Source organism: Orbaceae bacterium BiB (assembly GCA_036251205.1).
Taxonomy (GTDB): domain Bacteria; phylum Pseudomonadota; class Gammaproteobacteria; order Enterobacterales; family Orbaceae; genus Orbus; species Orbus mooreae.
This window is the reverse complement of record CP133958.1, coordinates 1962452-1974664: the sequence shown is the minus strand read 5'-3', so window position 1 is coordinate 1974664 and position 12213 is coordinate 1962452. Positions and strand designations below refer to the sequence as shown.

15 protein-coding genes are annotated in these 12213 nt (G+C 35.8%); 7 read left to right on the top strand and 8 right to left on the bottom strand.

Annotated features, from left to right (window positions below):
* Window positions 1–279: 279 nt before the first annotated feature.
* From rpsB to RHO11_09255, 5 genes are all read left to right on the top strand, one after another.
* Entirely contained in the window at window positions 280–1014 is a 735-nt protein-coding gene (rpsB, locus tag RHO11_09275) for a 30S ribosomal protein S2 (GenBank protein ID WVD60683.1), read from the top strand.
* Window positions 1015–1134: 120 nt separating this feature from the next.
* Window positions 1135–1995, top strand: a complete 861-nt coding sequence (gene tsf / locus RHO11_09270) for a translation elongation factor Ts (protein ID WVD60682.1) — start codon at window positions 1135–1137, stop codon at window positions 1993–1995.
* Between the two features lie 113 nt (window positions 1996–2108).
* Entirely contained in the window at window positions 2109–2849 is a 741-nt protein-coding gene (gene pyrH, locus RHO11_09265) for a UMP kinase (GenBank protein ID WVD60681.1), read from the top strand.
* Between the two features lie 21 nt (window positions 2850–2870).
* Window positions 2871–3431 carry a ribosome recycling factor gene (gene frr / locus RHO11_09260; protein WVD62878.1) on the top strand — a complete coding sequence of 187 codons (561 nt, stop codon included), beginning with the start codon at window positions 2871–2873 and terminating at the stop codon, window positions 3429–3431.
* A gap of 391 nt (window positions 3432–3822) precedes the next feature.
* On the top strand, window positions 3823–4104 hold the full coding sequence (locus RHO11_09255; GenBank protein WVD60680.1) for a hypothetical protein: 282 nt from the start codon (window positions 3823–3825) through the stop codon (window positions 4102–4104).
* 174 nt (window positions 4105–4278) lie between these two features.
* Here the strand turns inward: RHO11_09255 and RHO11_09250 are convergent, their stop codons facing one another.
* The 8 genes from RHO11_09250 to RHO11_09215 all read right to left on the bottom strand — a co-directional run bounded on the left by RHO11_09250 (window position 4279) and on the right by RHO11_09215 (window position 10930).
* Window positions 4279–5172, bottom strand: a complete 894-nt coding sequence (locus RHO11_09250; protein WVD60679.1) for an IS3 family transposase — start codon at window positions 5170–5172, stop codon at window positions 4279–4281.
* Window positions 5121–5627, bottom strand: coding sequence for a helix-turn-helix domain-containing protein (locus RHO11_09245; protein ID WVD60678.1), 507 nt, complete (start codon window positions 5625–5627; stop codon window positions 5121–5123). Before RHO11_09245 ends, RHO11_09250 begins: the two co-directional genes overlap by 52 nt.
* A gap of 78 nt (window positions 5628–5705) precedes the next feature.
* Window positions 5706–6566, bottom strand: coding sequence for an RNA polymerase sigma factor RpoH (rpoH, locus tag RHO11_09240; protein ID WVD60677.1), 861 nt, complete (start codon window positions 6564–6566; stop codon window positions 5706–5708).
* Window positions 6567–6765: 199 nt separating this feature from the next.
* Window positions 6766–7728 carry a permease-like cell division protein FtsX gene (gene ftsX, locus RHO11_09235; protein ID WVD60676.1) on the bottom strand — a complete coding sequence of 321 codons (963 nt, stop codon included), beginning with the start codon at window positions 7726–7728 and terminating at the stop codon, window positions 6766–6768.
* Window positions 7718–8386, bottom strand: coding sequence for a cell division ATP-binding protein FtsE (ftsE, locus tag RHO11_09230; protein WVD60675.1), 669 nt, complete (start codon window positions 8384–8386; stop codon window positions 7718–7720). The genes ftsX and ftsE overlap by 11 nt, the downstream gene beginning before the upstream one ends.
* Window positions 8383–9336, bottom strand: coding sequence for a signal recognition particle-docking protein FtsY (ftsY, locus tag RHO11_09225; GenBank protein WVD60674.1), 954 nt, complete (start codon window positions 9334–9336; stop codon window positions 8383–8385). The genes ftsE and ftsY overlap by 4 nt, the downstream gene beginning before the upstream one ends.
* Before the next feature lie 183 nt (window positions 9337–9519).
* The gene (locus RHO11_09220) at window positions 9520–10329 is read right to left on the bottom strand and encodes a shikimate 5-dehydrogenase (GenBank protein ID WVD60673.1); all 810 of its coding nucleotides are present in this window, start codon (window positions 10327–10329) and stop codon (window positions 9520–9522) included.
* 31 nt (window positions 10330–10360) lie between these two features.
* Complete coding sequence (locus RHO11_09215) at window positions 10361–10930, bottom strand: pseudouridine synthase (protein ID WVD60672.1); 570 nt, start codon at window positions 10928–10930, stop codon at window positions 10361–10363.
* Window positions 10931–11224: 294 nt separating this feature from the next.
* Between RHO11_09215 and RHO11_09210 the strand changes: the two genes are divergently transcribed.
* Together RHO11_09210 and RHO11_09205 are read left to right on the top strand one after the other, a co-directional pair.
* Entirely contained in the window at window positions 11225–11782 is a 558-nt protein-coding gene (locus RHO11_09210) for an iron transporter (protein WVD60671.1), read from the top strand.
* 84 nt (window positions 11783–11866) lie between these two features.
* The gene (locus tag RHO11_09205) at window positions 11867–12205 is read left to right on the top strand and encodes a cupredoxin domain-containing protein (protein WVD60670.1); all 339 of its coding nucleotides are present in this window, start codon (window positions 11867–11869) and stop codon (window positions 12203–12205) included.
* Window positions 12206–12213 lie beyond the last annotated feature (8 nt).

Sequence of the window (12213 nt, the reverse complement as noted above, 5' to 3'; positions counted from 1 at the left end):
CAATAAAATAAAACGCATTAAATTAACTACATTTAAATAGATAATCAAATTGAGTACTTTATCATTGACTGTAACGAAATAATTGTGGTCTTTTTTAACTAAATATGGTATAAAACGCGCGCACCTTTCTATTTTTTTAGTCGGGTTGCATAAACAATTTAATTTATTAACGTTATAACACACACATATTACAACGCTTTGCCGGGGTGCTTTAATGAAAATTAAGGTCGGTTAAAGGGAATATGTGGAGGCATAACCCCAATTTTCTATGAGGAAATCATGACTACAGTATCTATGCGCGATATGCTGCAAGCTGGTGTACACTTCGGTCACCAAACCCGTTATTGGAACCCAAAAATGAAACCATTTATTTTTGGTGCTCGTAATAAAGTTCACATTATCAATCTTGAAAAAACAGTTCCTATGTTCAACGAAGCATTAGATATGCTAAACAAGGTTGCTGCTCGTCGCGGTAAAATCTTATTCGTTGGTACAAAACGTTCTGCAAGTGAAGCGGTAAAACAAGCAGCAGAAAGCTGTGGACAGTTTTATGTTAATCACCGTTGGTTAGGTGGTATGTTGACTAACTGGAAAACAGTTCGTCAATCAATTAAACGTTTAAAAGATCTAGAAACACAATCACAAGATGGAACTTTTGATAAATTAACCAAAAAAGAAGCGTTAATGCGTACTCGTGAAATGGCTAAGTTAGAAAACAGCCTTGGTGGTATCAAAAATATGGGTGGATTACCTGATGCGATTTTCGTTATCGGTGCAGATCACGAACATATTGCTATCAAAGAAGCAAATAACTTAGGTATTCCAGTTGTAGCTATCGTTGATACCAACTCTAGCCCAGATGGAATTGACTATATTGTTCCTGGTAACGATGATGCTATTCGTGCGATCCAACTATACACAACTGCAGTAGCAAGTGCGATTAGTTCTGGACGTGAACAAAACCAAGCTCCTGTTGCAGCAGAAACATTTGCTGAAGAAGTTGCTGCTGAGTAATTTGTTAATAGATTCATCGCTCTAATATTAGGAGGAGATATTTCCTCCTATTCTTGTGTATCAAATACAATTTGTCGAAAGAAATTTGGGCAAATGACAGATTTAACTGAGGATTAAAAAATGGCTGAAGTAACTGCTTCTATGGTTAAAGAACTGCGTGAAAGAACTAGCGCAGGAATGATGGAATGTAAAAAAGCATTAGTTGAAGCAAATGGCGATATCGAACTTGCAATCGACAATATGCGTAAATCTGGTCAAGCTAAAGCCGCTAAAAAAGCAGGTCGTGTTGCTGCTGAAGGTGTGATTATTTCTAAAGTTTCAGCTGATAAACAATTCGGTGTTATTTTAGAAGTTAACTGTGAAACAGATTTCGTAGCTAAAGATGCAGGATTCTTAGCATTTAGTGAAAAAGTAGCAGCATTAGCGTTAGCTGATCGCATTAGCGATGTTGCTGTACTACAAGCTAAATTTGAAGAAGAAAGAACAGCTTTAGTTGCAAAAATTGGTGAAAATATCGGTATTCGTCGTATTGCTGAAATCGCTGGTGATGTTGTTGGTGGCTATCAACATGGTGCACGTATTGGTGTATTAGTTGCAGCAAACGGTGCAGCTGACGATGAATTAGTTAAACATATCGCAATGCACATTGCTGCAAGCAAACCAGAATATGTTAACCCAACTGATGTTCCATCTAATGTTGTTGAACATGAGCGTCAAATTCAAATCGATATTGCTATGCAATCAGGTAAACCACGTGAAATCGCAGAAAAAATGGTTGAAGGCCGTATGCGTAAATTCACCGGTGAAGTCTCTTTAACTGGTCAACCATTTGTTATGGATCCATCAAAAACTGTTGGTGACTTACTGAACGAGAAAAAAGCTGCTGTTGCAACATTCATCCGCTTTGAAGTTGGTGAAGGAATTGAGAAAGTTGAAGTTGATTTCGCAGCAGAAGTTGCCGCGATGTCAAAACAGTCTTAATTTGACAAGAAAAATAGCAAAACCGCCGTCAAGGCGGTTTTGTTTATCAAAAAAATGCTTTAGAATTGTATTAATAAATCAATGATTACTTTTATTCATAGGATCCCTCTGCTATGACAACGCAAATCCCCCGTTATAAACGTATCCTTTTAAAACTTAGTGGCGAAGCGCTCCAAGGTGAGGAAGGTTTTGGTATCGATGCCTCTGTTCTTGATAGAATGGCATTGGAGATTAAAGAACTAGTAGACATGGGAATAGAAGTCGCTGTTGTAATTGGTGGCGGTAACTTATTCAGAGGTGCAGGGCTTGCTAAAGCCGGCATGAACCGCGTAGTTGGCGACCATATGGGAATGTTAGCGACCGTTATGAATGGTCTAGCAATGCGTGATGCACTACATCGTATTGAAGTGAATGCCCGTTTAATGTCTGCTATTCCACTTAATGGTGTCTGTGATGATTACCGTTGGACCGAAGCAATTAGCTTATTGCGTCATGGTAAAGTTGTCATACTTTCAGCTGGTACAGGTAATCCATTTTTTACCACCGATTCTGCTGCATGTTTAAGGGGAATCGAAATTGAAGCTGATGTTGTACTAAAAGCAACTAAAGTTGATGGTGTCTACTCTGCTGATCCGGTTAAAAATCCAAATGCAACACTGTTTAAAACACTAAATTATGAAAAAGTGTTAGATGACGAACTAAAAGTAATGGATTTAGCTGCCTTTACCCTTGCACGTGATCATAATCTCCCAATCTGTGTATTCAATATGAATAAACCAGGTGCATTAAAAAGAGTGATCTTAGGTGAGCAAGAAGGAACGCTTATCAATAATGATGTTACTGTAAGTCAATAATTATAGGAAAGAAGGTTTTATATTATGCTTAATGAGATACAAAAAGACGCTCAGGATAGAATGGAAAAAAGCTTAGAAGCTTTCCACAATCATATTGCTAAAATTCGTACAGGTAGAGCATCTCCAAGTCTACTTGACGGTATTGTTGTAGAATATTATGGTAGTGCAACACCACTACGTCAACTCGCTAATGTTGTCGCTGAAGATTCAAGAACACTTGCAATTACTGTATTTGATAAATCATTATCAGCTGCTGTTGAGAAAGCAATTATTGCCTCTGATTTAGGTTTAAACCCGTCTTCAGCTGGTACAGTGATTCGAGTACCACTACCACCATTAACAGAAGAACGTCGTCGTGATCTAACAAAAATTGTTAGAGGCGAAGCTGAACAAGGTCGTGTCGCTATCCGTAACGTAAGACGAGATGCAAATGATCAAGTTAAAGCGCTATTAAAAGATAAAGCTATTTCAGAAGATGATGAGCGTAAAGCTCAAGATGTTATCCAAAAAATGACTGACAACATGATTAAAAAATTAGATGTTGTTCTTGCTGAAAAAGAAAAAGAGTTAATGGAGTTTTAAGAATTAAATCTGACTAGCTACTACTAGTCTAATTATCCAAATACGATAGATATAACTGAAAGTAATCATTCAGTTATATCTATTTTCTCTAGAGCAAATCTACCAAATAATAAGTCATATTCAAGTCCATGGAAAAAAAGCCAGCTTACTTAATTGATTACTATAGACAAAATCCACAGCAATTCGTTTCCAAAACAGTTTATTCTCGATTTTGTATTATTTTTTGGTTACTCTTTATTATATTAGGTTTTTTCATTCATCCAATTATCAGTATCATAGGCCTTATTTTATTTCCTCTATTTTTATTCATAAGTCGTAAACATTATTACTTCAATTCAAAAAATAACCATAAAATTACTGGTGTATTAGAACTGTATTTTAAAATTATTTAATGAAAAAGGATGAAATTATTGACTGTTTTTTAAACAAACGCTTTGTACGTTTAAAGCAGTTAATCGATGAAGCTGAGGATCTAAACTATACCGATCATGATTTTCCTGAAGATCCCGACGAGATTGATAAATTATCAGATAAAGAGCGTAGCTATTTTGATTCGATTTATCTTGAGATTGATAAAGAAGAAAATAGTCAAAATACTATTGTCTATTGTCTATTGTCTATTGTCTATTGTCACAACAACGAGAAAATCCGAAACAAGATGAGGATGACATAATCGGATTAACAGGTGTTCTTATTTTAGAACATGGCGATTATATGGCATTAAATGCCCTCATTGAACTAGCAAAAAACAAGTTAATTCAATTGTGTCTTAATATAAAATTTTTGAGTATAGATCAAAAAAGCCGAGTTTTAAAATGAAGTGACCCCATAAAGTTGGACACTTTAGTTAAGTAGCTCGTAAGGCTTGGTTTCGGTATGCTACCGGAGTCAGGCCTTTTAATTTAACTTTAATCCGTTTCGTGTTGTAGTATTCTATATATTCTTCTATTTTTTCAATCAATTCATCCGCATCTTTAAAATGTTGCCCATGATACATTTCTGATTTTAATAGTCCAAAAAAGTTTTCAGCAACAGCATTATCTAAGCAATTCCCTTTTCTTGACATACCTTGCTTTATACCATTATCAGCAAGTTGCTTCTGATAAATAGGATTTCTATATTGCCAGCCCTGGTCACTATGTAGCAAGGGGTTTTGTTTGTTTTTTAATCGTGATATCCCTTTTTTAAGCATATCGGTGACTAAAGTCAAACGTGCATTCTTAGCCACACTATAAGCAATCACCTCTTGGTTGTATAAATCAATAATGGGCGATAGATAAATTTTCTGTTCATTGACTTTAAATTCAGTGACATCGGTTACCCATTTTTTATTCGGTTTTGACACTTTAAATTTTCTCTTAAGACGATTGGGTGCCGTTTTACCCATCTCGACACGATAAGAGCGATATTTTTTGGGTCTTACTGTTGATTTAAGATTAAGCTCCCTCATTAATCGCTGTACCGTTTTATGATTGAGCCTGCTCCCCTCATTGATTAAAGATAAATGAATTCGGCGATAACCATAACGCCCTTTATGTTCATGGTAAATCGCTTCAATACGCTTTAATTCCTTCTCATAAGGCGATGGCTTTTTCAGCCTATTAACATGATAATAAAATACACTTTTTGCTAGCTGTATTACTGACAGCAAATGTTTTAAGGGATATTGAGATTTAAGCGCTAAAACAACTAACGTTTTTTCTTTGTTTGTTGTCGTTTCGTTTGTCTTAGCTCCTCCCACTTTTTTAGAACAGCGTTTTCCGCTTGTAAATAAGCTATCTCTTCTTTTAATTCTTCAACTGTTTTTTCATCATTACAATGAGTCGATACAATACGTGATGGTTTCATGGATGGTTTTCCTCTAGATTGATACTCAAGCCCGCTGAATCCTTTTTCACGATATCTATCAAGCCAAACGAATAAAAGCCCAGGAGAGGCTAAATTAAGCATAGCACTGGTGTGCCCGAGAGACCAATCATTTGTCCACATTAATTTTAGGGCCTGTAATCTGGCTTGTGCGTGACGTAAATGGGCTGTTGATTGAAAGGATTTATCACCATGAATCGCCACTACCTGCGACCAATACCTTATTTGGCGAGAAGAAATAGCATACCTTTTTGAAAGTGTTTCGGACGATTCTCCTGCTAAGAATTCATTAGCAATGATAATTTTTAAATCTCGACTGTATTTTGACATAAAAAGACCCCCTGTAATTGGTTGTCCAACTATTGGGGGTCACTTCAAAACTCGGCTTTTTTATTTCATCATTAACAATTAAGCTTCAATCGCTGCTCGTAATTTTTGCATCGCATTTTTTTCTAATTGGCGAATACGTTCAGCTGAAACACTATATTTTGCAGCTAACTCTTGTAATGTTGATTTACTATCATCAGCGTCAAGCCAACGTGCTTTAATAATATCCTGACTACGCTCGTCAAGTGATGATAATGCATCATGTAACTTATCCGTTGCATCATTTTCCCAATTATCATTTTCAATAGATTGAGAAAAATTAGAGTTAACATCCTCTAAATATAACGCTGGAGCAACAATTGAATTGTCATCATCATCATTATCAATATCGAACGACATATCTTGTGCAGACATACGAGATTCCATCTCTAATACATCTTTACGAGTTACGCCTAACTCATCAGCAACAAGACCGACTTCATCATGGCTAAACCAGCCTAATCGTTGTTTAGACTTACGTAAATTAAAGAATAGTTTACGTTGTGCTTTCGTCGTTGCAACTTTAACAATACGCCAATTTTTTAATACATACTCATGAATTTCAGCTTTAATCCAATGCACAGCAAATGATACTAGGCGCACGCCCATTTCTGGGTTAAAACGACGTACCGCTTTCATCAAACCGATGTTACCTTCCTGTATTAAGTCCGCTTGTGGTAATCCATACCCAGAATAGCCTCGTGCAACATGCGCAACAAAACGCAAGTGCGATAAAATCAACTGTTTTGCAGCATCAACATCGCCTTGATAATATAATTTTTCACCTAACTCTTTTTCTTCTTCTGCGCTTAACATTGGATACGAGTTAACTATGCGCAAATAAGATTCAATGTTACCTTGTGGAATAACGGCAACAGATTGCATTTTTATTTCGTTACTCATATAAATTCCTCTCACTAAATCCCGACTGTTTATTGTATATAAAACAATAGGTTTAAAATTCGGTGCCTAACTAAAACTTCAGTTTATTATGGCAATTTAATAATTAGACCATAAAAATGTGATTTAGTTCACATTTATATCGTTAAAGATAAAAATCATTCTTATTTACAACTATTGTATCAGTAAAGTTATTACTTAACTAAGCAATATGAGTCATCTTTAAATACTTTTTAGTTGCAATAAAGGCGGATAACCAACCAATTATTGTTGCAATAAGAACAATAAAAAGAGCCTCTTCCCAACTTAGACCTTCGATCGTAAATATTGTGCCAAAAACTGACGAAACATTCAAAATGATTGTTTCGATTTGAAAAATAAATATTGCCGATAATATTAGCGCGACAACGGCGCTAATAAAACCATTAAACATGCCGCTATACAAAAATGGACGTAGAATAAAGCCTTCAGTAGCCCCAATAAGTTGCATTACAATAATAGTTTGTCTTCTGGCAAAAATCGCTAAACGAATACTATTACCAATCACTAACGATACAGCAATGATCATAAAAATTGAAATAGTCCATACAATCGTTTTCACCATATCCGTTAATGCTGTTAAACGCGTAAACCAACTATCATCTAATCTAACGTCATCAACGCCATTGAGCTTCACAACTTCAGTTTGTAAAGCATGCAAAATAGTTGTTTGTTTGGCTTCTTCTTTAGGGATAATAATAGCAACAGCTGGCAATGGATTCTCATCAAGCAAATCAAGGGCATCACTAAACCCAGACCAAAGTTTAAACTCTTCTAGCGTATCACTACGAGAAAGATAATTGATCTCTTCAACTTCGGTAAATTGTTTCATATTATTAATTAAATTCGTTGTCTGCTCTGGTGTTAATGATTTATCCAAGTAGACAGTCAAATTAGGCGTTGGATACCACTGATGTGCGGCCTCATTTGCATTTTTCCAAAGCAAATAACAGATAGTCGGTAACGTGATCGAAATCGCAATAACAATAATCGTTAGTAATGAAGCGATAATATGTTGACGAAAGTCATTGAATACATTTTGCCAACCATATTTAATCTGCCTCAGCCAGCGTGGGAAAAAGGCATTGTCGTCTGTTGGCTGATTTTTATTTCTACTAGCTAACATTAGTATCTCCAATTAAGCGACCTTGGCTTAAGTTCAAAATACGATGATGCTTACGCCGTATGAGTCCCATATTATGGGTTGCCATTAAAACAGTAACGCCTGTTTGGTTAAGCTCTTCAAATAATTTAAGAATATCTTTCGATAATTTATCATCTAAATTACCGGTTGGTTCATCCGCTAATAAAATTAAAGGTTTATTGACGATCGCCCTTGCAATGCCTACTCGCTGCTGTTCTCCGCCAGAAAGCTGAATTGGATAAAACTTCATTTTATCAATCAATCCAACTTTATCTAAAGCAGCCGAAACGCGACGACGGATCTCTTCCGCTGATTTACCTAAAATAATCAGAGGGATCGCGACATTATCATATACTGTATGATCCATTAATAGCTGGTGATCTTGGAAAATGACGCCGATTTGGCGACGTAAAAACGGTAAATCATGTTTCCTTAACGTATTCACATCATGGCCATTTAATAAAACTTGGCCATCGTTTGCACGATCTAATCCGCTTATCAAACGAAGTAAAGTACTTTTCCCTGCTCCTGAATGACCAGTAAGAAAAGCCATTTCCCCTTGGTTTAAAGCAAAATTAATATTCTGCAAAGCCGGTTTGCCGCCAGAATAAACTTTACTAACGTGATTAAACTTAATCATGAATTTTCGCTATCACCCGAATTATTATCAAAGAGAGCATTAATAAAATCATTTGCCACAAAAGGTCTTAAATCATCAATCGTCTCACCAACCCCAATATAACGAATCGGAATGTTAAACTGATCGGCAATACTAAAAATGACACCACCTTTTGCAGTACCATCAAGCTTGGTTAATGTGATTCCCGTTAAACCGACAGCTTCATTAAATATTTTGGTTTGGCTAATTGCATTTTGTCCTGTACTCGCATCAATAGTTAACATAATTTCATGAGGAGCCGTTTCATCCTGCTTTTTCATTACACGGACAATTTTCTTTAACTCATCCATTAAATGTGCTTTATTTTGTAATCGTCCTGCTGTATCAGCAATTAAAACATCGATCTTTTTAGACTTAGCTGTTTGTAAGGCGTCAAAAATAACCGATGCAGAATCAGCATTAGTATGCTGAGCAACAACAGGAATATGATTACGTTCTCCCCAAACTTGTAACTGTTCAACTGCTGCCGCTCTAAATGTATCCCCTGCGGCTAACATGACCGACTTACCTTGATTTTGGAATTGTTTTGCAAGCTTACCAATAGTCGTTGTTTTACCAACACCATTTACTCCTACCATCAAAATAACGAAAGGTTTATGGCTATCTAAATCAAGAGGTTTATCAACATTAATCAGAATTTCACTCATCTCTTGTTTTAATAAATCATGCAAAGCATCAGCGTCTTTAAGTTGTTTTCTTGATGCATGTTCGGTTAATGACTTAATGATTTTTTGTGTTGTATCGACACCAACATCAGAAATAAGTAGCTGTTCTTCTAATTGATCAAACAACTCATCATCAATTTTTTTACCTTTAAATAGGCTAATAAAACCTGAACCAATATTTTGCTTGGTCTTAAATAATCCATTTTTTAAGCGCGCAAAAAAACCCATTTTTTTTTGTTCTGTCATTTGAACAACAACCCCAATAATTTCTTGTTATTGAATAATATTTTGACTTATTATCGACTAAATCGCGAATTTAAACAAATTCATATTATAACTTCAGTTAAGCCATGCAACCGATATGATAAAGCTGATGTCATATAAAAATATACCACATCAGCCGTGATTTCTATCTTTACTATTTACTGATTAAGGTTGACTAGCAAGCTCGGCTGCAATTTTAATTTGTTCAACCGTTGGTGTTTTACCAGTATACAAAATAAATTGTTCAACTGCTTGTAAAATCATCACCTCTCTCCCCGATATTGTCTTTATATTATGACGTATCGCTTCATTAATCAAAGGCGTATAAACTGGCATAGCGATGACTTCGAAAACAACGTTAGCACTTTTGATCAAATCCGCCGGGAAAGATAATGTATTAACATCAGCGCCGCCTGACATACCAAGCGGTGTCGCATTAACTAAAATATCATAATGGGAGGCGGGTTCCGTTACCCATGAAAAATGATACTTCTTAGCTAATGCTTGCCCAGCAGCCTCATTACGCGCAAAAATAGTCACATTCTTAAATCCAGCATCATAAAAAGCCGCAATAACGGCTTTAGCCATACCGCCACTGCCATGAATAATAACAGACTGAGAGGTATTTAATTGATATTGAGTAATCAGTTTACGAATCGCAATATAATCGGTGTTATAAGCGGTCAAATGACCGTTATCATTAACAATGGTATTAACGGAATCTATTGCTAATACTGAATCTGTTAATTTATCTAAAAATGGTATACAAGCCTCTTTAAATGGCATAGAAATTGCGCAACCCCGGATATTAAGAGCGCGAATACCTTTTACCGCATCTTCAATATTTTTGGTTGAAAAAGCCTTATAGATAAAATTTAATCCCAGTTGCTCATATAAACTATTATGAAATCGTGTGCCAAAATTACCCGGTCTTGCCGATAAAGACATGCACAGAGTAGTGTCTTTATTAATCATAATATTTCTCCCTTTATAATGTGTGTTCTTATTACTTACGATATAAATCTGTTTCCGCCAGAGGCATCCATTGTCCCAAAGCGAGTTGATTGGTGAATAGATTAAAAGCACCGATTTGAACGCGAACTAATCTTAAACAGGGAAAACCAACAGCAGCGCACATCCGTCTCACTTGACGATTTTTACCTTCGGTAATCGTGAGACTTAACCAAGATGTTGGTATAGTTTTACGTTCTCTAATCGGCGGCTCTCTTAGCCATAATTCAGTTGGCTCCTCTAAAATCTTGGCCACAGCAGGTAGGGTAGTAAATTCTTTTAATTTAATACCTTTCTCTAATTGATTAATCGCTTCTGCCGTTAATGAGCCTTCTACTTGTGCCCAATAAGTTTTAGGTAACTTAAATTTGGGTGACGCAATTTTTGCTTGTAGGCTACCATTATTAGTTAAAAGTAATAATCCCTCACTATCAGTATCTAATCGCCCAGCCGGATAAAATTCAGGTAGGTTGATATATTGTTTTAATGTTGGGTGTTGGTCATGTTCAGAAAACTGACAAATAACCCCGAAAGGCTTATTAAATGCAATGAGTGAAGGAGCCATACCATAAACATATATTTTATTCAGTGATAGCAAGATTATACACAATTTCTTATAGTGGCGTGATTATAAAATGCTAAGGACATATAATTGAGTCAAATATAACTAGTTTTCACCCTTTATAGATGGATCTTACATAAAGCGACTAACGCTTTTTTCTTAAAAAGCGTATTTCCATGCCTTTTTGTGCTCTTAGTTGTAAATTAACTTTTTATTTACAAATTATACCTTGAATTGTACAAATAATAATGATTATCATTCCCATCATAAATGAAATAAAATAGCAAGGATATTAAAATGAAACTAGTCTCTAAAATTACCGTTTCTGGTTTAGCCATTTTTTCAATGGCTGCATTTGCTCAAGAATACCCACTTGGTCACCCTGTAATCAAAAACGGAATGGAGATCCAAGGTGTATATTTACAACCGATTACAATGGATAGTGAAGAGGGACATCATGCAATGGCCCACCTTCCAGCCGATAAAGCCGATGTCCATTTAGAAGCTGATATCCATGCTGTAGAAGATAACCCCAACGGTTTTGCTGAAGGCGACTGGATGCCATATTTAACTGTAGAGTATACCGTCACTAAATTAGGTGATGAGGCACAGATGCAGTCAGGTACATTTATGCCAATGGTAGCTAGTGATGGTCCTCATTATGGTGAAAATATCAAATTAAATGGTAACGGGAAATATCGCGTAACTTACAAAATTTACCCACCTTCACATAATAAAGATGTGATGTTTGGTCGTCATATAGACAAAGAAACAGGTGTTGCTCCATGGTTCGAACCATTTGAAGTTTCTTGGGACTTCGATTATGCAGGTATAGGACGTAAGGGTAGTTACTAGTTTTAATTTAATAAATGGAAGGGCTTAATGTCATTCATTAAGTCCTTCTAATTCTTAACAGTAAAATAATCATACGAGCCAATAATGAAAACATTCATTAGCCTATTGATAGTCCTTCTATCGGTATTTTCCTCACCGTTTGCTCTCTCTGCTGAAAAATATACCGTTGAACTCGAAATGAATAACGGTGATTTAATACCTCGTGTCTTAGAAGTACCAGCTAAAACAATAATACGAATAAAAATAACGAATACGGGAACAGAACCGGCGGAATTTGAAAGTATTCAACTAAGAAAAGAAAAAGTACTAGCACCAGGAGCTAGCTCAGTGGTGGTTATAGCACCATTAAAACCTGGTACATATACTTTTTTTGATGATTTTCATCTGTCTCACCCAAAAGGCGAGATTGTTGCTAAAGAATAGGATTTAAA

Bases quoted from the DNA above. Each gene is read 5' to 3' on its own strand.
- rpsB (WVD60683.1), top strand. From the start codon at position 280: ATGACTACAGTATCTATGCGCGATATGCTGCAAGCTGGTGTACACTTC.
- tsf (WVD60682.1), top strand. From the start codon at position 1,135: ATGGCTGAAGTAACTGCTTCTATGGTTAAAGAACTGCGTGAAAGAACT.
- pyrH (WVD60681.1), top strand. From the start codon at position 2,109: ATGACAACGCAAATCCCCCGTTATAAACGTATCCTTTTAAAACTTAGT.
- RHO11_09255 (WVD60680.1), top strand. From the start codon at position 3,823: ATGAAAAAGGATGAAATTATTGACTGTTTTTTAAACAAACGCTTTGTA.
- RHO11_09245 (WVD60678.1), bottom strand. From the start codon at position 5,627: ATGTCAAAATACAGTCGAGATTTAAAAATTATCATTGCTAATGAATTC.
- rpoH (WVD60677.1), bottom strand. From the start codon at position 6,566: ATGAGTAACGAAATAAAAATGCAATCTGTTGCCGTTATTCCACAAGGT.
- ftsX (WVD60676.1), bottom strand. From the start codon at position 7,728: ATGTTAGCTAGTAGAAATAAAAATCAGCCAACAGACGACAATGCCTTT.
- ftsE (WVD60675.1), bottom strand. From the start codon at position 8,386: ATGATTAAGTTTAATCACGTTAGTAAAGTTTATTCTGGCGGCAAACCG.
- ftsY (WVD60674.1), bottom strand. From the start codon at position 9,336: ATGACAGAACAAAAAAAAATGGGTTTTTTTGCGCGCTTAAAAAATGGA.
- RHO11_09220 (WVD60673.1), bottom strand. From the start codon at position 10,329: ATGATTAATAAAGACACTACTCTGTGCATGTCTTTATCGGCAAGACCG.
- RHO11_09215 (WVD60672.1), bottom strand. From the start codon at position 10,930: ATGGCTCCTTCACTCATTGCATTTAATAAGCCTTTCGGGGTTATTTGT.
- RHO11_09210 (WVD60671.1), top strand. From the start codon at position 11,225: ATGAAACTAGTCTCTAAAATTACCGTTTCTGGTTTAGCCATTTTTTCA.
- RHO11_09205 (WVD60670.1), top strand. From the start codon at position 11,867: ATGAAAACATTCATTAGCCTATTGATAGTCCTTCTATCGGTATTTTCC.